At 32.5% G+C, this 19,357-nt stretch carries 18 protein-coding genes; 15 read left to right on the top strand and 3 right to left on the bottom strand.

From position 1 onward, the window contains the following. Nucleotides 1–305: 305 nt before the first annotated feature. Nucleotides 306–482, top strand: coding sequence for a hypothetical protein (locus EKN16_RS33125; protein ID WP_232015863.1), 177 nt, complete (start codon nucleotides 306–308; stop codon nucleotides 480–482). Nucleotides 483–663: 181 nt separating this feature from the next. Beyond that, nucleotides 664–1,662: a hypothetical protein gene (locus EKN16_RS19470; protein ID WP_125660950.1), complete on the top strand. Its 999-nt coding sequence runs from the start codon at nucleotides 664–666 to the stop codon at nucleotides 1,660–1,662. A 1,089-nt stretch (nucleotides 1,663–2,751) separates the two neighbouring features. Here the strand turns inward: EKN16_RS19470 and EKN16_RS19465 are convergent. The 3 genes from EKN16_RS19465 to EKN16_RS19450 all read right to left on the bottom strand — a co-directional run bounded on the left by EKN16_RS19465 (nucleotide 2,752) and on the right by EKN16_RS19450 (nucleotide 4,599). Continuing rightward, nucleotides 2,752–3,015: a transposase gene (locus tag EKN16_RS19465; RefSeq protein WP_125660947.1), complete on the bottom strand. Its 264-nt coding sequence runs from the start codon at nucleotides 3,013–3,015 to the stop codon at nucleotides 2,752–2,754. 247 nt (nucleotides 3,016–3,262) lie between these two features. Further along, complete coding sequence (locus tag EKN16_RS19455; RefSeq protein ID WP_125660941.1) at nucleotides 3,263–3,715, bottom strand: HTH domain-containing protein; 453 nt, start codon at nucleotides 3,713–3,715, stop codon at nucleotides 3,263–3,265. A gap of 92 nt (nucleotides 3,716–3,807) precedes the next feature. Continuing rightward, nucleotides 3,808–4,599, bottom strand: a complete 792-nt coding sequence (locus tag EKN16_RS19450) for a helix-turn-helix domain-containing protein (RefSeq protein WP_125660937.1) — start codon at nucleotides 4,597–4,599, stop codon at nucleotides 3,808–3,810. A gap of 453 nt (nucleotides 4,600–5,052) precedes the next feature. Between EKN16_RS19450 and EKN16_RS19445 the strand changes: the two genes are divergently transcribed. The 13 genes from EKN16_RS19445 to EKN16_RS19385 all read left to right on the top strand — a co-directional run bounded on the left by EKN16_RS19445 (nucleotide 5,053) and on the right by EKN16_RS19385 (nucleotide 19,188). Then, the gene (locus tag EKN16_RS19445) at nucleotides 5,053–5,292 is read left to right on the top strand and encodes a phosphopantetheine-binding protein (protein ID WP_125660934.1); all 240 of its coding nucleotides are present in this window, start codon (nucleotides 5,053–5,055) and stop codon (nucleotides 5,290–5,292) included. Between the two features lie 22 nt (nucleotides 5,293–5,314). Then, nucleotides 5,315–6,808, top strand: a complete 1,494-nt coding sequence (locus EKN16_RS19440) for a class I adenylate-forming enzyme family protein (protein WP_125660931.1) — start codon at nucleotides 5,315–5,317, stop codon at nucleotides 6,806–6,808. 40 nt (nucleotides 6,809–6,848) lie between these two features. Next, complete coding sequence (locus EKN16_RS19435; protein WP_164522892.1) at nucleotides 6,849–7,592, top strand: SDR family NAD(P)-dependent oxidoreductase; 744 nt, start codon at nucleotides 6,849–6,851, stop codon at nucleotides 7,590–7,592. 273 nt (nucleotides 7,593–7,865) lie between these two features. Beyond that, nucleotides 7,866–9,614, top strand: a complete 1,749-nt coding sequence (locus tag EKN16_RS19430; RefSeq protein ID WP_125660925.1) for an ABC transporter ATP-binding protein — start codon at nucleotides 7,866–7,868, stop codon at nucleotides 9,612–9,614. Beyond that, nucleotides 9,598–11,286, top strand: a complete 1,689-nt coding sequence (locus tag EKN16_RS19425; RefSeq protein ID WP_164522891.1) for an ABC transporter ATP-binding protein — start codon at nucleotides 9,598–9,600, stop codon at nucleotides 11,284–11,286. The genes EKN16_RS19430 and EKN16_RS19425 overlap by 17 nt, the downstream gene beginning before the upstream one ends. A gap of 22 nt (nucleotides 11,287–11,308) precedes the next feature. After that, nucleotides 11,309–11,839, top strand: a complete 531-nt coding sequence (locus EKN16_RS19420) for a dCTP deaminase (RefSeq protein ID WP_125660919.1) — start codon at nucleotides 11,309–11,311, stop codon at nucleotides 11,837–11,839. Continuing rightward, nucleotides 11,839–12,384, top strand: a complete 546-nt coding sequence (locus EKN16_RS19415; protein WP_125660916.1) for a dCTP deaminase — start codon at nucleotides 11,839–11,841, stop codon at nucleotides 12,382–12,384. Before EKN16_RS19420 ends, EKN16_RS19415 begins: the two co-directional genes overlap by 1 nt. Next, nucleotides 12,365–13,594: a phenylacetate--CoA ligase family protein gene (locus EKN16_RS19410; protein WP_125660913.1), complete on the top strand. Its 1,230-nt coding sequence runs from the start codon at nucleotides 12,365–12,367 to the stop codon at nucleotides 13,592–13,594. Before EKN16_RS19415 ends, EKN16_RS19410 begins: the two co-directional genes overlap by 20 nt. 29 nt (nucleotides 13,595–13,623) lie before the next feature. Next, complete coding sequence (locus EKN16_RS19405; RefSeq protein WP_125660908.1) at nucleotides 13,624–14,433, top strand: class I SAM-dependent methyltransferase; 810 nt, start codon at nucleotides 13,624–13,626, stop codon at nucleotides 14,431–14,433. A gap of 114 nt (nucleotides 14,434–14,547) precedes the next feature. Beyond that, the gene (locus EKN16_RS19400) at nucleotides 14,548–16,263 is read left to right on the top strand and encodes a carbamoyltransferase C-terminal domain-containing protein (protein ID WP_125660905.1); all 1,716 of its coding nucleotides are present in this window, start codon (nucleotides 14,548–14,550) and stop codon (nucleotides 16,261–16,263) included. A 2-nt stretch (nucleotides 16,264–16,265) separates the two neighbouring features. Further along, complete coding sequence (locus tag EKN16_RS19395; protein ID WP_125660902.1) at nucleotides 16,266–17,069, top strand: class I SAM-dependent methyltransferase; 804 nt, start codon at nucleotides 16,266–16,268, stop codon at nucleotides 17,067–17,069. Nucleotides 17,070–17,278: 209 nt separating this feature from the next. Continuing rightward, nucleotides 17,279–18,400: an alanine--tRNA ligase-related protein gene (locus tag EKN16_RS19390; RefSeq protein WP_125660899.1), complete on the top strand. Its 1,122-nt coding sequence runs from the start codon at nucleotides 17,279–17,281 to the stop codon at nucleotides 18,398–18,400. Nucleotides 18,401–18,444: 44 nt separating this feature from the next. Beyond that, nucleotides 18,445–19,188: a class I SAM-dependent methyltransferase gene (locus EKN16_RS19385; protein ID WP_125660896.1), complete on the top strand. Its 744-nt coding sequence runs from the start codon at nucleotides 18,445–18,447 to the stop codon at nucleotides 19,186–19,188. The last annotated feature ends 169 nt before the right edge of the window (nucleotides 19,189–19,357 follow it).

Here is a 19,357-nt window from a genome sequence, read left to right as displayed (position 1 = left end):
GGGCTGGATTCTACCCACAATGATGTCGACTGGATCTGATTAGAAGAGCATCCAGAACTAAAAGAACACGGGGACGTAGATCGTCACGGATTCAGGATATTCATTAGCGTACAAAGGTTACGATCAATTGCATCTATTAAATAATTAAACTGAGTAGTTTTTATCTAATACTAACTCTTTTCGTATAAAATTTTTATAGTATTGGATACAAGATATAATAATCCCAAAATGAATAATAAATCTATTAGTTGAGGCTATCTTGTACGGGGAGACTTATTTGTATATAATTGGATCTGAACCAATTCATGAAATCTGGAGGATTCACTGCAATTGATAATGGAAAAGCATGGTGTTGGTTGGGAATTATTGATATTTTTTTATATATTTGTGAGCTTTTTGAACAGGTTCTACTAGAATTAAATGACAGTACAGGGACGAAGTTTCGTCAATTTGCATACGGTACGGACCTGCTCGTCAAATAAAGCAACAACACTTTACTTTGCCCGACTTGAATACATTAACGCTGTCAGGTTCAGGTGAAATCGCAATCCGTAATCCAATCGATTTTTTAGAGTAATGATGGTTATCGCTAGTTCCGATGGAATTGGGTTACAGAAGTAAAGTAGAAATTAAGAATAATACATTTTTCGAGGAGAAAATATTATGAAAAAGCTACTCCCTTTTATTGTTCCTCCTATTAGGACATTTAACTATATAGGCTGTGAATTAGGAATAACGTCAACGATAGAAGAGTCAATACCATGGTATCATATGAACTATATACAATTGTGTTGCCCTAAAAAAAATTTAAACTTAGAAGATCATAAGTTAGTTTTTTCATCATTAGTAAACCCTTTTTTAAGCAGAACATATCTTACAAAATCTTTTGTAGAAGATATTACTGAAGATCCGATTCAGTTTATTATAGTTTCATTGAATCATGGATATTATGTGAGTACATATATCAACGAATACTTCTTACCGAACAGGTGGGCCTATTATTCAGAAAGTTTTTTTCATGATATTTTAGTAATAGGTTATGATGATGATGAAAAGATACTTAATGTAGTAGCGTATAACAGAGAAGGTCAATTTGTTACCGAAAAGGTATCTTATGATAATTTTCGCGATGGATTTATATTTTGCTCAACTAAGGATAATGCATCGCAAAGTACATTAGGATTAATAATTCCTAGAAAGGAAGATTTTCATTTTAATATTTTATTTATATTAAATCAAATGGAAGACTTTTTAAATGGTAAGAATGATGCACAGTTTAAATACTTTAATATTCCAATAAATGAACAAGATGCTTATGGAAAAGATGTGTATGAATATATATTATCCTACATTAAGGCGAACACAACTTTTTGGGACAAAAGAGTCTTTCGTTTGTTACTTGAACATAAAGCGGCTTTATTAGAACGAATAAAATTTTTAACGAAAATGGGATATCTAAATAACATAGATGATCTAATTATTAACAGCGAGAAACTAGTAAAGACAGCTACTATTGTATTTAATTCTACTCTAAAATTTAATATTACTAATGCTTTTGGAACTTATGAAAAGGATAAGTTGAGTGTACTCATTAAACAAATAGAACAACAAGAAGAGGATATTCTAAAAAACTTGATATTAAAAATCAAACAAATAGTATAAGTTTCTGTTGAAAACACTAATAAAGCGGACAGGTAGAAGAAGCGTGTTTCATCCGTGAAATATGTAATATAGGTGACTAACTTTTGTTGTTGCTCTAAGAAATGAAACTGAATATTGGATCGGTTACACTCATCTGGACATAAAAATTGTGGTCTAGTAAACTACAGACATTACATTTGAGGAGAAATCGACCGTGACGAAAAGAGAAAGAAGAACATTCGGAACTCCCTTCTTCAAGCATCTGTACGGTAGTTTCGAATGCATGTAGCTCTTCTTTCTTTCACCTATTGCCGCAACCAGTGGGAATAAGGTGGTATTATACGGGGGGGAGCTAGTAAGTAACCGCGGCTAACGCTCCATCAAACCTTCTGTTGGAGCGAGATCCTATATAGCGTAATGGGATCAGCAAAAGAAAATGGATTTGATTATCTCAACTACCTATTTGAGTAGGAGCTTCAATGTATACAAACGTTCCCCGTGTATGAGGCTTACCCTGTACTATCAAAGTGTATAAGGATTCAGTAGGTAAGATATAAATATGCCGATTATCTACTACTCAGACAAGATACCTTGCAATTCTTTCTCGATGACAAGTATCTTTCTATTGTCATACAAACAGGGTTTTATCATTCCTTCAAAGTACGTCAAAACTCTTTTATGACAGCCGTTAAGCTCTCCGCTTTCTTATCAACTGTATATTTAGATACAATGTACGCGAATAAATAAGCACTATAATAAATGTATACACCTACTTTTAATATTGATTTGAATATACTCAAAAATAACCCAATCAACCTGTGCTTACTTACCCCTGAAATATTCATAGAGCCTTGAGTTGCTTGGTTAAAATGGAAAATAAAGGGGTTTTCATCTTCGGAAATCACTCAAATCTAAATGAAGAAGATGCAACCTAGCGGATTTCTTAAGCAATTATGTAGGGATTCAAAAATATCCAATATATGGACGTGAAAACGGACACACTTTCCCGTTATGCTGGAATGTAACTTTTGATATTTTTCTAGAATGAGCTAACCGTCACTCAAACCTTGGTAAACGTTGGATATTGTTCAGCGTTTGGATGAATGGTTCTCAGTAAACGCAGGAGCTACACAATTTCCATGTCCAATAGCGACCGGAATAGATCAGTTTCCCTGCAATTTTAATTAGCTTGGTACGTAACGTCTCCATACGGCTTGGTTTTAGCTTCTCGGGTAAACACAGTTGACGAAACCAGTTGTTGAAGTTGTACGCCAACATCGCCAGTTGCAATTTAACTGCATTGGTTTCAAATGCGGTGCTGCTCATCTTATGGCAAGCAAATCCGTTCTTCGCTTCTTTAATGAAATTCTCCATGTGTCCCCGTTGAACATTTTAATGACGAGCGTTCCCGCCTTTTTGTTGAATGCGTTAAATTGGTTCTTTATGAGGATGAGATCTTGCTCGTCGGATACTTCTTTAATCTGACGTGTTTGCTCCGCATGAAGCCAGCGGTAGTAGCCACTTTTGCTAACCTCAGACAGTCTAGATAGATAGCTTGTCATCCCCTGAGCAGCGTGGAGACGGATCGTTTGGTTGATGAGCTCGAAGGATTCTGAGGGGCTCAGTGTTTGCTCGCTCTCACCTGCCTCTCTCGTTCCTCTAGCTTTTTTAGAAAGTCGTTCTCCATTTCCAGCAGCTTGATCTGTGCCTTAGCACGCTTTAGTTCTTCCTCCAAGGACAGGTCTTCTTTGGGTTTACGACCCGTTGCCCCTTTGCCTCTTCGCTCTTCAAGAAGGCCATCTTCGCCGTGTAAAGCATGAGCGGAGCGCCATCGTTTTAAACATTCATTAGGTTTCCGGCTACCGATTACATCTAATTGAAATCCTGCATCAATAAATATTTCCTGTGGCGTCTTTCCTTGCTGGTAGGCCTTTAAAGCAGCTAACTTAAAAGCAGGCGAATAGCTAATGGATTTTTCTGAAACGTGTAGGACGTGGGCATTGACTTCCAACTGTCCCATCTGGTGCTCCGTAAAACGATGTCGTTTCTTTGAGGACTTCTTGCTATCTGTCATGTATTTGACCTCGCTTCTTGTCTTGTTAGACTACATTATAAACGCAAAAAACCGGAAGGTGGGCACTTTTTTCAAAGTGCCCACCTTCCGGGTCATAGTTCAATTGAGACCGTGAATAGTTCTTTTTTTGGTTCGATTTTTAGTTGTTGTCTATATTCAGCTGGACTCATTGAAGTGTATCGCTTAAAAGTAGCACAAAAATGTGAAGAAGACGAGAACCCAACTGATTCAGCAATGCTACTTAAAGACTTCTCTAAACTACACAATAATTTTTTTGATTCATTTATACGATATGTATTTAAATGATGAATTGGAGATATTTTAAATACATGCGAATAGGAATTACTTAAATATACAGGATTAACATGTACCATATCACTTAGTAATTGAAGGGTAATAGTTTCTTTGTAATTTTGGCGTAGATACCTATTTATTTTGATAAGCCTTGGATCAATTTTGTTTTTTATAACAGGAAAATCCTCATTTAGATTCAAAATATGCAATTGTATTTCTCTAATAAGAAATGAAAATGCTGTGGTATCGTTTTCGATATTATTTATAATAAGTTTATCTGCTAGTTTAATTATTTCTTCGGGCATAGATTTAATTGAATAAATATTGTTCTTGATCTTTGACATAAGAATACTTTCATCAAATATAAGTACTGACAATCTAATTGGTTTATGGTTAGCTCGGATTTTTAATTCACTAAATGACGTACGAGTAACTAATAAATCTTCGTTAATTATATCATCAGAATTTTTCTTGTGAATCAATAAAGCGTGGCCTTGACACCTAATAAATACGGAACAATTTCTGGACGTATGGATGTAACTTGTCTGTTCTGGAAATAGACATACATCATTAACTGAAAATATTTCCATCGAGTAACATCCTTATATGCAATTTGTAAGTACTAAACATTGACTGCATCAAACGTTGGCATTTAGCCCTCATCCCAAGTGTTGAATGAAAATAAAAAAATGTGGAATGCTTCATGCACGCCTTACTCGATTTTGCATTGTAAAGTGAATAGTCTCTGGTCCCCCCTGAAGAATAGCGAGTCCCTTTAAAAAATTCAATTTCAAACTCCTGCTACTTTGTGAATACCCTATAGGATCTTATTAACTACCCCAATCCGAGTCTGCAAATTTACGAAAACATTTAATTCTTTTAAAAGAAAACAGAAAATCCGAATTTTGGAATCTAATAAACAGTAATAAATTAACAAAATAAAGAGAAGTTGATATTACAGAATCCATTGTAATAGGAGTTCATATCTTGTAGTATACTGTATTATATTGTAATTTGAAAGCGGCAGGAGGAAAAGAAAAGTAATGGATACAACTAAAATTGTACACAACAAGGTGCTAGAAGTATTGAAAAAAAAAGATTCATTGGGTATGGATATAAATTTAATGGAACATGGATTAGATTCTTTAACAGCGATTCAACTAATCGTCGCACTAGAAGAAGAAATGGGAATAACATTTGATGATGAGTATCTATTGCTAGAAAACTTCGAAACTATAGAAAAAATTGTTATGGTTATCGAAAAAATACAAGCATTTTTCTGACTTATATAGAAAGGTGATTCAGATGTTAATTAAAGATATAGTGTTAAGGCAAAGGGGAAACAATAAAACAGCTATAATATTTGGAAATGAAACCATTTCTTATGATCAATTACTTGATCAAGCAAGTATTTTGGCTAACCGATTAAAACCATTAACAACTTTCTCGAATCATATAGCCATATTTTTACCAAACTCAATTCAATATGCTGTTTCCTATTTTGCGATAACGTTATGTGATAAAGTAATTATTCCAATTTCCACTTTAGCAAAGAAGGCTGAAATAGAAAGTACATTAATATATTGTCAAGCAGAGTTAATAATTACGAACTTTTCGAATTTAAATATTTTGAAAGAAATGCTATCTGGCATGGAGCAGGCCACGCGAATCGTAATTGTTGATTCGGATGAGATAATTTTAATCAATGATAAGAAAATGCTTCAATACAATAATGATGACCTTAAATATGATGACGAATCAGATCAAATAGCAATTATGTTACATACTTCTGGAACGACGAGCAACCCTAAACGAGTTATGCTAAGTCATCGGAATCTAATATCTAACATTAATTCCAATATTGAGTCATTGCAACTAAATTCAGATGACATTTCACTTGTCCAGTTGCCAATGTTTTTTGGATATTGTAATACAGCTCAATTTTTAACGCACCTTTGTTTGGGTGGAACGATTGTAATTTTACATACCATGTTCTCGCCAAAACAATTCCTTCAACTAGTGGAGAAAGAACAAATCACAAATTTCACGACAGTTCCATCTGTTCTCTTTCTATTACTTCAACATAAAGAAAAACAACGCTTTGATATATCATCTTTACGTTACATATGCTTCGGTGGAGGAATTATGCCCGTTGATAAGTTGAGGAAACTTATAGATGAATTTCCATCAATTGGATTTGTGCATACCTATGGACAGACAGAAGCTGCTCCTAGGGTAACTTGTTTACTACCTGAAGACGCTCTTAGAAAAATAGGTTCAGTTGGAAAAGCCCTTCCCAATGTTAGCGTCAAAATCGTCAACCATAATGGCGAAGAAGTAGCGGCAGAGGTGATTGGTGAGATTATTGTAAAAGGTGAAAATGTAATGAAAGGTTACTATAAACAAATTGGAGAAACTAGTAAAGTGTTGCAAGATGGTTGGTTATATACAGGTGACTTAGCTAAATACGATCAAGATCAATATATTTATTTAGTAGGTAGGAAAAAGAATGTAATTATTAGTGGAGGGATGAATATATATCCCGAAGAGATTGAGGAAGTTTTATTACAATATCCTTTAATCAAAGAAGCAATTGTTATTAAAGAAAGTCATGAATTATTAGGGGAAGTTCCCATTGCTAAAATTGTTATTCATGGGGATAAAAAGGATATAAAAAACATCCAACATGATATAAATAAGTACTGCCACATGAATTTAACGAGATTTAAGGTTCCAGCAAGAATAATAATAGTTGAAAACTTGAATAAAACAAAAACTGGGAAAATTAAACGCTTCTAAAACCAAGATTATTAGCCTCTAAAATTAAGGCGGGATATTAGTGATTATAGATGTGAGGAATAAGACGATTGTTGTAACGGGATCCTCTAGAGGCATTGGCAGAGAGCTTATTCGGAAATTTGCAACCGAAGGTGCGAATATTGTTATAAACTACTATCAAAATCAAGCAAGTGCTGAAGAATTATTATTTGAAGTTAATTCGATTACTCCCAAATGTATTGCTATTAGAGCTGACGTTCGAGATATAAAACAAGTGGGTCTTCTTTGTGAAAAAACAATTCAATCTTTTGGGAAAATTGATGTACTTATTAATAATGCAGGGATTTGTAGTGATAACCTCATCTCATTTATGACTGATCAGCAATGGAATGATATTGTCGCAACTAATCTAAGTAGTGTTTTCTATTGCTCAAAAGTATTTTCGAAAGAGATGATTAAAAAAAAAGCTGGAAAGATTATTAATATTACCTCGTTGAAAGGACAACATGGAAGTGAAGGCCAAACCAATTATTGTGCTTCAAAAGCAGGAGTCATTGGATTTACAAAAGCACTCGCAAAAGAATTAGGGAAATTCAATATAAGTGTTAATGCTTTGTGTCCTGGGTTTATTCCAACTGATCTAAACCGTCATGATGAGTTTAAAAGGCAAGTAGCAATCGATAAAAGTGTCCTTAATCTTGATCCTTCTTTAGATGATTTAGTGAATTTTATACTTTATATGTCTTCAGACATGTTTAATGGAATTAGTGGGCAAGTATTTAATCTTGATTCTCGAATTCTCTAGTACAAGTTTTGTATTATAAATAGATATTTAAAATTACAACTGATATGAACTTGAAAATTCATCGTTTAAATATTTGAGAGGCTAAAATTAAATTATAAGAAGTTACTAAAAAAAAGTTATTTCATTCAATGTCAAATTTCAAGATTTAAGAGGTGAAGATGGTATTAAAAAGTTCATTATGTTTATCGCAGTTAAAACTCCTGTTTTTTCCCTTTTCTCTACGTTATTGATAGTCGTGGTATTACTTTTCTTTTTTAGATAGGAGAATTAACAGTGGGATTAAAACAAGAGTTGAAAATTATCTTGCAGTTAGCCAAACCATATAAATGGAGCCTAACTAACCTCTTTCTGTGTGTTGTAGTAACATCCTTTGTAGGCATGTTATATCCATATATATTCGGCATGTTAGTCGATGAGGCCTTTTACAATCATAATAAAGAAATATTTGTTCATATTATATTGGTATACGTTCTTATTTACCTGAACGAACAATCATTGCATTTAATTTTAAATGCGGTGTGGTCATATCTTATGACACGCTTCTTATTCGATATAAGAAAAAAGATTTTTGAAAAGATATTTTTAATCAAAACAAGTTGGTTTCAAGATTCTCAAACGGGTAACATTATTACTCTGATCAATAATGACTCAGAGGAATTCATGAATTTTTTACACTGGAACTTTTTTTATGCAATTGCTAATTCTCTGAGGCTACTCACTGCAATTGTTTTGATCACGATAATGAATTATCGTCTTGCGATACTCATGTTCATAATTGTCCCATTATCGGTTTACATTTCTATGTTATTTGGTAGGTATATTAAGCGGAATTTAGATTTATACAGAACAGAGTATGGTAAAACGATTAGCTGGGTATTGGAAATTTTTAATGGATTGAGAGATATTCACCTATTAGCAAGTGAACGAAATGTCACACGGAAATTTGTTGTTCTGCTATCTAAGTTAATTCCTCTTAAAAATAAAAATAATTTTCTTGAATTATCATCTAATCGAATTATCACGTTCATCTCACTATGTTCTGATCTAATTCTTTATACTGTTTCAGCCTTTCTAATAATAAAAGGGAAGTTTACCGTTGGTGCATTTATAGCTACAATAGAGTACTTCAATCAAGCCAATTCATTATTAAATAGCTTAAGTGGGGCCAATACAAGATTTCAACAAAATCGTGTTTCAATCAGAAGAATATTTGAGTTGTGGAAAGAGCAAGAGGAAGAAAAGCATGGAGAACAGTTAAAGGTATCAAAAGGAGTAGTGAAATTTAATAATATCTCCTTCGGTTATGAACCTGAAATAAATATACTTTCAGAACTATCATTGACTCTGAGTACCAATGAAAGCGTAGCATTAGTGGGGGTGAGTGGATCAGGCAAGTCAACTCTAATTAATCTTCTTCTTAGATTTTATAAGCCTAATCATGGTTCAATTCAGATTGATGGAATTGACATTAATAAGTATTCAGTTCGTTCCTTACGTCAAAACGTTGGGGTTGTAATGCAAGAACCAGTTTTATTTGATGGTACTATAAAATCCAACTTACAGTTAGCAAAGCGGAATGCTACTGAAGAAGAAATATTAATAGCTCTAGAGCGAGCAAATATAAAGGATCTCATCGATAATTTACCCGATGGATTAAATACCAAAGTAGGGGAGGGAGGACGACAGTTTTCAGGAGGGCAGATACAACGCATTGCTATCGCTAGAATTTTTCTGAAAAATCCCAAAATTCTTATTTTTGACGAGGCAACCTCGGCACTTGATGGTGATGCAGAGATGATCATTCAAAATGCTCTGCATGAGCTTAGTCATAATCGGACTACCCTAACGATTGCTCACCGATTGTCGACCATTCGGCAAGCAGACCGAATAATATTTTTACATGCAGGAAGTATAAAAGCAGTTGGTAATCATGAAAATCTCATCCGAGAATGTACTGAATACGCCAAGATCTTTAACGATAATTATGTTTCCAAAGGAGGTCTCAATGAAGAAATTATTTGATCGGGTTAGATTTGATACTTTAATCTCTCTTCGTGAATTTCTCCGTATGCACAAGTTTAATCTTTCTATTCTTGCTTGTATGAAAATAGGCTTATTACTCACAGGAATAGCTTCTCCCTACTTATTTAAACTTTTGATTGATGAAGTAATGATAAAACATGATACCTCTATTTTATTAGTTATTACTATGGGTTTTATATGTATATATTTAGTAGAGACACTCTTACAATATTTTCAGATGCAATATTCCAATAGATTTAGCATGAAATTTTCATTGTATCTAAGGAAATCTCTGTGGAAAAAAATAATGAATTTTGATTTTTTGTTGAAAACTAAATATTCAGGAGGGGACTTAAAAAACCGTATAAATGAGGATGTTGACCTATGTGAGAAGTTTGTAACTTCGCAAGTTTTGGATTACGGATTCTTTTTTATTTTATCTATAGTTAATGGAACAATATTATTATTCATTAATTGGAAACTAGCCCTATTTGGATTTTTCATGGTTCCATTATCTTTTTGGATGGTTCGGTGGCTTGGTGGTGGAGTGAGAAAAACATCTGAAAGCTATCGTTATGAATGGGGGAAGTATGAAGCTTGGCTTCAAGAGACTTTAAGAAAAGTAAAAGAAATTAAGGCTCTTGGAATAGAGAGAAGACAAAGTATTGATTTTACAAGACATTGGAAAGTTCTTAGCAGGTTGTTTTTTAAACGACAAATGTACTGGTATGGAAATCGAAGTTTTATAGCTTTTAAGGATTTCTTCATAACGCGTATGAATTTATATTTCCTTGGTGGTTTGTTTATATTCAAAGGTGAACTAACTGTAGGGAGTCTTATTATATTTATGAAATATTACGAACAATTTTTTACTGGAATAAATAGTATAAACAATCTTGATATAGAGCTACAGAAAGATTCGTCTGGTATAAAAAGAGTGTTGGAAATATTAAAAATTAATACTAAAAGTCATTCGCGTAAAGTTCAATCAGAGTTTAAAGGTGAGATCAGATTGTCAAATGTGTCATTTATTTATGATGAAAAAACTAATGAAGGAGTTAAAAATATTAATTTAACTATTTCACCGGGCGAAAAAATTGCAATAGTTGGAAGTAGTGGTTCTGGGAAGAGTACTTTACTCAAACTAATGAGTGGAGTTTGCACACCCTCTCAAGGTACGGTATATATCGATGGTATTCCTCTTGAAGAATATGAGCCACAGTATCTTTATAAACAGATGGAAGTTGTTATGCAAAAAAGTTATATTTTTAATCTCTCAATCACAGAAAATCTTATGTTAGTAAATTCAAAAGCAAGTAAGGAAGAAATTGAAGCAATCTGTGAAAAGGCGGATATCCATAATCAAATAAAAGATTTCCCCGAGGGATACGGTACATTCATAGGAGAGAATGGTGTTAAATTATCTGGAGGACAAAAGCAACGAATTGTAATTGCACGATCCTTATTGAAAAAGGCAAAAATACTAATGCTAGATGAAGCCACATCAAATCTAGATGGTAAATCTGAGCAGAAAGTGCTTAATTCAATTCGTGAAAATCAACATCAAACAGTAATTACAATTGCCCATAGTAAATCAGCGATATCTTACTGTAATAGAGTTATTGTTTTAGAAAAAGGAGAGCTTATTGATGATTTAAGACAATCATCATAACTTAGAAAGGAATAATTGTAAAATGATACTCACTGGATTAGAAATAGAAAAGCAAGTAAAAAGTGGACGAATACACATTTCACCGTATATTAGAGAGAATATTAATCCGAATAGCTATAACTATAGGTTAGCACCAATAATTTATGAATTGCAAAATGGCGTTATTGACTCAAAACAAAAAACTTCTTTTAAGAGGATAGAAATACCAAAAGAAGGTCTGGTTTTAGTGCCCAATAAATTATATTTGGGATCCACGGTTGAAGAGATAGGGAGTGATTACTACGTAACTCAATTAATAGGAAGATCTTCTGTTGGGCGCTTAGGTCTGTTTCTCCAAATTACTGCTCCTCTTGGTCATCTTGGAGCCAAACATTGTTGGACACTTGAATTAACCACAGTTCAACCTCTAAAAGTCTATGCATACATGAAAATTGGTCAAGTCAGCTTTTGGGAAGTTCAAGGAGAAACCAGTTTGTACAATGGTTTATATCACAAATACAATGAACCCCATATAAGCGAATTCTATAATAAGTTAGCATTGGAGGTGGTGTAATGATTCTCACTGGTCAAGAGATTTGCAACAAACATAAAATTGGGGAAATCTACATTTCACCATTTGACAACAACAATATTAATCCGAATTCTTACAATTTCCATTTGGGTGACTATCTGAAGGTGTATAAAAATAACTTAATAGATCCAAAGGAGAAACAAGAAGTAGAAATAATAAATATCCCCGACGAAGGAATTGTGTTATTTCCTGACAAACTCTATCTAGGCTATACATTGGAAACAATGGGGAGCACAAAATATGTACCTATTATGACAGGAAGATCTTCTACCGGAAGATTAGGTTTATTTGTACATATCACTGCAGACTTAATCGATATCGGTTCAATAAACCAATGGACTCTGCAGATACATGTAATTCAACCATTGAAGGTGTATAGAAATATGCCTATAGGTCAAGTTACATTTTGGAAAACGGTAGGGGATATTGTACTTTACAATGGTAAGTACCAAGGAAGCGAAGGTCCTATGGAGTCACAAATATGGAAAGACTTTGAGGAGAATGCTGATGGAAGATTTATACTTTGACCATTCAAAAAGTAAATTATATGAAATGTTGAAGCATTGTATTAATACAGTACCTTATTATTCAGAACTTATTAAACTAGAATTGCCTAGTTTAGATAATTTCACATACGATTTTTTTAAAACACTACCTATTTTAAAAAAGGATAGCATTAACAATGATTCTAAGAAGTTTATTTCTAATACAGTAGATGTTCAATCATTAGAAGTGGAAACTACAAGTGGTACTCAGGGATTGCAATTAATTTGCTATAAATCTAAGGCTGAAAGTTTAATCTATGCCCAAAAACTATGGAGGGCAAGAAGGTCTATAGCACCATCACTTAGACCTCTAGACAAAATGGCACAATTCTATGCTGTAAGGACATATTCAGACTCCATTATTACAGATTCCATATTTCTCAAAGAAAATAAATTATACTTATCATCCTTTGATTTAAGTGAGGAAAAGCTAGAGCAATACTGGAATGAAATATTAAAGTTCAAACCAAAGTTCATTTGGGGTCCAGCTTCATCTATTGTAAATTTAGCTCGCGTAGTTGAAAAGAATAATCTGTTAAATCACAAATTTGAATTAATAGAGGTCACTGGAGAGTTTATTTCTGAAGAAACTATTAATTGGCTAAAGAGCACATTAAATTCACCTGTTGCAAATCATTACGGATCAAGTGAGTTTTGGGCTATAGCGTATACTTGTAATTACAATAACTCTCATATTTTTGATCAGGATGTATTTGTTGAATCTATCTATAATAATAAGATAAATGATAACGAACTTGTTATTACCACCATGTCCAACAAATCTTGGCCATTAGTTAGATATAGAATAGGGGATATTGGACTTGTTACAAATGAAAAATGTAAATGTGGGAAGGAGTATACGCTTTTATTGAAACAAGGTAGATCAGTTGAATTCTTTACTATTGGTGGTAAAACAATTCATGCGATTCTTATATCTTCACTTACAAATATAGTTAATCAGACAAGCAATGAATATATTATTGACCAATATCAAATTGTGAAAGACTCTGAATCTTCTATGACATTGGTACTTAACTTGAGAAATAAAGATAAAGAATCTGAAGTAATTATGTTTTATGAAAAGGAGTTAAGAAAATTATTAGGTAATGATGTAATAATAACCTTCGAAATTGTTGATAAAATTTTATCAGATCCTAAAACAGGAAAAGTAAAGACATTAATTATTAAATAATATACTAATATTAGGAGTGAGCTATAATTATGATAACAAAAAAATTTATTGATGAACTGGGATATACAGACTTTGTAGGATTTATTAATCAGTGGAATGTGTTACCTGGAGCATTTACTACTATTTCAAAGTGGATTAATTATGGGAAAGTAAATAGCGATTCTAGACTACTGCAGGTTGCAAGTACTACAGGATTTCAACTAAGAGAAACAGCAACCCTAACTAATTGTAGTGGAATAGGTTTTGATCTATCTCCATACGCAGTTGAAAGTGCACGTTATAATAAGGAAACCTTTTCACCAAATTCTAGGATAGAGTATGTTCAGTGCGATGGTTATCAATTCCAATCAGATGAAAAATTTAGCCATATTCTAATAGGTGGAGGATTGAAGTTCTTCCCTGATCCGCAGAAAATGATGGATCGCTGCATTGAGTTTTTACATGATGGTGGATATATCCTCGCCTCTCCATTCTTTGTAACAAGTGAAGTTCCAGATGAAGTTTTAGATAGGGCAAAGTCCGTATTTGGAATAAGACCAACCACCGAAAGCTATAAAGAAATTATGGGAATGTATAATAAATTTGAAATAATATATGAAGATAAAAACAGTATTGAACCTGAAACTATTGAAGAAATTAAATATTATTGTAATTGCAGTACCGCTGCAGCAGTCCAAAGATTAAACATTCAGGATAAAAACGTATCAGATGCAATCTTTAATAGACTATATAATATCAAAATGATGAGTAATGAATTAAGGAAATATCAGGGATATAGTGTTCTGGTATTAAGATTCAGAAAAAGTATTTATCCCAATAGATGGGTAGAACTATTTTAATTGAAACATTTATAATTGCTACTTAAAATCAAATCACAAGTTAAAGTACCTAAGTTATTTAATCATATTTAACAAAGTATAGCTTGCTCAAAGTCCAATTTTAAGGAGAATAACATGAAGATTATAGGAATAAACTCACAGTTTGATTCGTCAATGATGACAGTAAACTCCGGTTCATGTGCCCTGATAATCGATGGTAAAATAAAGAATGCACTAGCTGAAGATAGAATTTCAAGAATTAAAGATGAAGGTGGTTTTAAAGCATCATTACAAGCCATATTAATCGAGAATAATCTAACGGTTGAAGATATTGATTATTTTTGCATCAGTTTTTATGGAAATGCTATGATTCCGAGAGAAAAAATGATTAAATTGCATTTAAAGGAAATAGGAATAGAAAGCACACCGGAAAAATTAGTTGTATTAGGCTCACATCATCTCTCACATGCATGTGCTGCATATTACTTATCGCCATTCGATGAAGCTATTATAGTGGTCGCAGATAATGAGGGTAGCTTACTTTTCGGGAAAAATGATGAGTCAAAAAACATTATGTACAATTACTGTGAAAGGAATAGTTATTTTTGGGCGAAAGGAAATGAGATAGTTTTAATAGGAAGAGATTTTGCTGCGCCTGGATCGGTTGCATTTGGAAAAGCATATAACAAATTTAACGAATATGTGGGCTATGGCTCATATTTAAATGTAGGAAAGACAATGGGATTAAGTTCATATGGTACTCTTCCCAAAGAGTATGAGCAACTAGATTTATGGGGAATGAATGAAGATGGTAGTTTATACTCAAACATAAAAGAAACATATGATAGCTTCAATGATATCTGGAATTTTTTCGAAATGAATAATGTTAGTATAGTTGAAGGCAACAACAAGGATTTTCAAGAATCAAGCGATTATAAAAACTTGGCATATTTTATACAAAGTCAACTAAATAAATGGTCAGTAAAGAAAATTGACTACTTGCAAAAACTCACAGGAATAAAAAACGTTTGTATATCTGGTGGGATCGCTCTAAATGGAATTATGAATAGAGAAATCGAAACTAATTTAAACTGTGATGTATTCGTTCCTCCTTATCCGAGCGATCCAGGACAAGCCTTAGGTAATGCAATCTATTGCAGTATATTAAAGTCTGATATGTCTAATAATGTATTAATGCCTAAGAAGACATATGATGAATTCATGTATTTAGGCTTAAATTATAACAAAGACGCTAGTATGAAAATAATTGAAAAATTCAACTCGGATGTATCTATTGTAGATTGTAAAGAAGGTAATGTATTTGAGCTAACTGCAAAATTAATATCAGAAGGCAATATTATAGGTTTTTATAATGGAAAGAGTGAGTATGGCGCAAGGGCCCTTGGGAATAGAAGTATTGTAGCTGATCCACGTTTTGATGAGATAAGAGATCGAGTAAATACATTAAAAGGGAGAGAACTTTTTAGACCGATTGCGCCTTCTGTTTTAAGTGAGTTTGCACACCTATTTTTTAATGATATTGATAAATATATGGACAAGTATATGCTTAAAGTTTCCTATTGTAAAGAAGAAAAAAGAGAGTTAATTAAAGCAGTAGTTCATATTGATGGAACCTCGAGAATTCAACTCGTCACAAAAGAGTCTAATTTGAATTATTACAGTCTTATAAGAGAATTTATGAACATTACAAATATCCCCATGCTAATAAATACATCATTTAATGCTGCAGGGGAGCCAATTGTGGAAACACCAGAAGATGCTATAAAGTCATTTATTCACATGAACTTAGACTATTTATACTGCAATGGTATTCTGATCAGGAGAAAATAAACATGGACAAAAATAAAAAGTATTCAGAAATAAATAAAGAGGCATGGGAGTATGCTACCACACTGCACCAAAAAGCCCGGCAGGAAAAAGGGATCAAACTAGAATACGAAATGGAAAAAGTATTTCCTGAGTTAGTGTTAACGAATCTTGATAATAAAGTTAATTTCTCTAAGAAAAAAATATTACAAATTTGTTGTAATAATGGTCTCGAACTAATTGCGCTAAAAAAAAATGGAGCAAATCTATGCGTTGGTGTAGACATTTCTAGCCTTAGTATTGAAGAAGCAAGAATTAACACTTCTGAAGCAATTGAAGAAGTCAAATTTTATAACTGTGATATTTATGATCTACAGTCTGTAGAGTTTGAAGGCATGTTTGATATAGTCCTTTTTACAACTGGCTCACTTCGATGGCTTCATGATTTAGATTTACTATTTCAAAAGGTGTTTCATTGGCTAGCTGAAGATGGACAACTGGTTATTTATGATATGCACCCAATAACAGAAATTATTAATGATGATAGACAGTTACAAAAATCCCAGTTTGAAATAATACGGCCTTACTTTTTTTCAGGTGCTCAATACAGTTTTAATAGCTTAGACTATATAGGGCATACGAATGATCATGGTAAGCAAAATTGCTGGTTTATGCATAAGACTTCAGATATTGTATCTGCTATTATTGAGAATAATTTCTCTATAAAAATGTTTAAGGAATTACCGAATGACATCGCAGGGATTTACAATAAACTCGATGAGCATCAAGGTATGGTACCATTAAGTTATCTACTAATAGGACAAAAATAGAAATGATGGAGTAAGTAAATTTTTTCTTTTCTTTTACGTATTCTCTTTCTTTCAAAGAGGATGGAAAGCAAAGTTTGAAACTTTGCTTTCTTCTTATGACCTAAACAATAGACATCATAAGTATAGATTAGTTGCTGTCGGATTAATCTTCAAACTATATTTGATTTGCTAGTTGAGGAGGAACATTCCTTTAAAGGAGGTTCAATAAAGTGATAATTGAAGTAGAAGAAATAGTTTTAAAATTCACAAATTACTACAAAAGTTTGAATTACTCAATATTAGACGATGATTCCATCATAACTGATGATCCAACACTATTGTTTATAAACTCAACTATTGCAAGAGTTAAGGAAGAAATACAAGTTGGGGAAAATTTAGATAGCACAGCTATCGTACAACAATGTTTTAGAAACAATATGACAGATTATATGATGTTCACTATGTTAGGTGTAGCATCTTTAGCTACAGAAGCTAATCGAGTAATGAAGGATTGGATAAATTTTATTAAAGAAGTCGGGAATATTCCAGAGGATAATCTTTTTGCGGTAATACACTCACAAGATGGCATGCTAATTGATCTTTGGAAAAAGACTATCTCAAGGCCCTATTATACATTGGATCAAAATACAGATAAATACACTGTACGTTGGAAATATGGAGAATGTTATGATTTCTACGGAGTAGGTATGTCCTTAGCATATATTCACCCTAATAGACCAAAGTGTAATGATTCGTGTGATTTTTTTTGTGATTGCGATAGACATTTAGCTTTGGGTAACTTTATTATTATTAATAATCCCATTATAAATAAACAATATATTGATATTGGTTTTGGTGTTGAAAGGTTACTATCATATAAAAACGGTATTGATTATTTTAATTTTGAGAGTAACAAAAAAAACCTGTTGGGAGTAATAAGCTTAGGATTAAATAAAGAAGATGCAAAATACATTTTGTCTTTTATGAAGGGAATAAAAAAACTCGTAGAAGAAGGAATAGTTCCAGGAAACAAAAAACAAGGATATATATTAAAATCTCTGATAAAGAAAATTGTCATTAATATCGCAAAATATAATAAGTCTTCATTATTCGATGATATAACTAAAGTTCTAGTAATGCAGGATCCTTCTTATAAATTATATATTAATGATATACAATGTTACTTACAAAAATACTATAATAATTATAAAAAAAATATAGACTCAGCAAAAAAGTTTTTGAAAGTAAATTCGGGAATGGGATCAACTGAATTAATGTATATCCTTCAAGATCGTTTTGGTGTTCCGTATAACATAGTAATGGATGCAGATAATACAATTACTTATAAGTGATAGTACTATAACTCATATTTGCGGTAGAAGGAGGTTACTTGGATATGCGTATTGATGATCAATTTCTAACTCATCAATTTAATAATAAAAATATTGTAAACGACTACTATGAAGCAGTTAGCCTAGTTGGGCTTTGGACATCCGAATGTATGTTAATTCAAAAATATTTTGATAAATCGGGAGATATTTTAGATATAGGGTGTGGCACAGGAAGAACAACTTTTTCGTTGTTTAAAATGGGTTACAAAAATTTAATTGGTGTAGATCTCTCAGAGGAAATGATTACTAGAGCTAATGAAATTAATAATTTTCACAATTACTCTATACCATTTCACACTGGAAATGCGACAAAATTAGAATATGATGATGAATCTTTTGATTTTTCTCTATTTTCATTTAATGGTTTAATGCATATTCCTACAATTGAAAATCGAACTCAAGCGCTAAAAGAAATAAATAGAGTTTTGAAACCAAAAGGTTATTTAATTTTTACCACTCATAATAGAAATGATAAAAAGTACCTTTCTTTCTGGAAGAAAGAAAAACAGAAATGGGATAAAGGAATTCAAGATGACCGACTTTTTGAATTTGGAGATATCATAATAAATAAAACTAATTCAGAAATCTTTATTCATTCTCCTACTTACGAAGAAATCGTATCTTGTATACTTAAGTCTAATTTTGAACTTGTAGAATGTAAACTAAGATCAGAGATATGTAAGGAATCAATTGAAGTTGAAAATTTCTCTGATGATTGTATTTTTTGGATTATTCGAAAAAATAAATAAAGAAACCGTTGTCAGAAAGTACTTGAAAGATCTATTATTGTGATATTCAGATTTTGTGGAACCTGCGTGTTTTCGTAACGGCACCCTCTAATGTTACCTTGGAGTTAACTTCTCGGTCATTTTAGGGGGTTCTTTTTTATATCTAGAGGAGAAAGCGTAAAGAGTAATC

The organism is Paenibacillus baekrokdamisoli, assembly GCF_003945345.1.
Taxonomy (GTDB): Bacteria; Bacillota; Bacilli; order Paenibacillales; family Paenibacillaceae; genus Paenibacillus_Z; species Paenibacillus_Z baekrokdamisoli.
This window is presented reverse-complemented; position numbering and strand designations above follow the sequence as displayed.

Bases quoted from the DNA above. Each gene is read 5' to 3' on its own strand.
- EKN16_RS33125 (WP_232015863.1), top strand. From the start codon at position 306: ATGAAATCTGGAGGATTCACTGCAATTGATAATGGAAAAGCATGGTGT.
- EKN16_RS19470 (WP_125660950.1), top strand. From the start codon at position 664: ATGAAAAAGCTACTCCCTTTTATTGTTCCTCCTATTAGGACATTTAAC.
- EKN16_RS19465 (WP_125660947.1), bottom strand. From the start codon at position 3,015: ATGGAGAATTTCATTAAAGAAGCGAAGAACGGATTTGCTTGCCATAAG.
- EKN16_RS19455 (WP_125660941.1), bottom strand. From the start codon at position 3,715: ATGACAGATAGCAAGAAGTCCTCAAAGAAACGACATCGTTTTACGGAG.
- EKN16_RS19450 (WP_125660937.1), bottom strand. From the start codon at position 4,599: ATGGAAATATTTTCAGTTAATGATGTATGTCTATTTCCAGAACAGACA.
- EKN16_RS19445 (WP_125660934.1), top strand. From the start codon at position 5,053: ATGGATACAACTAAAATTGTACACAACAAGGTGCTAGAAGTATTGAAA.
- EKN16_RS19440 (WP_125660931.1), top strand. From the start codon at position 5,315: ATGTTAATTAAAGATATAGTGTTAAGGCAAAGGGGAAACAATAAAACA.
- EKN16_RS19425 (WP_164522891.1), top strand. From the start codon at position 9,598: ATGAAGAAATTATTTGATCGGGTTAGATTTGATACTTTAATCTCTCTT.
- EKN16_RS19420 (WP_125660919.1), top strand. From the start codon at position 11,309: ATGATACTCACTGGATTAGAAATAGAAAAGCAAGTAAAAAGTGGACGA.
- EKN16_RS19415 (WP_125660916.1), top strand. From the start codon at position 11,839: ATGATTCTCACTGGTCAAGAGATTTGCAACAAACATAAAATTGGGGAA.
- EKN16_RS19410 (WP_125660913.1), top strand. From the start codon at position 12,365: ATGGAAGATTTATACTTTGACCATTCAAAAAGTAAATTATATGAAATG.
- EKN16_RS19405 (WP_125660908.1), top strand. From the start codon at position 13,624: ATGATAACAAAAAAATTTATTGATGAACTGGGATATACAGACTTTGTA.
- EKN16_RS19400 (WP_125660905.1), top strand. From the start codon at position 14,548: ATGAAGATTATAGGAATAAACTCACAGTTTGATTCGTCAATGATGACA.
- EKN16_RS19395 (WP_125660902.1), top strand. From the start codon at position 16,266: ATGGACAAAAATAAAAAGTATTCAGAAATAAATAAAGAGGCATGGGAG.
- EKN16_RS19385 (WP_125660896.1), top strand. From the start codon at position 18,445: ATGCGTATTGATGATCAATTTCTAACTCATCAATTTAATAATAAAAAT.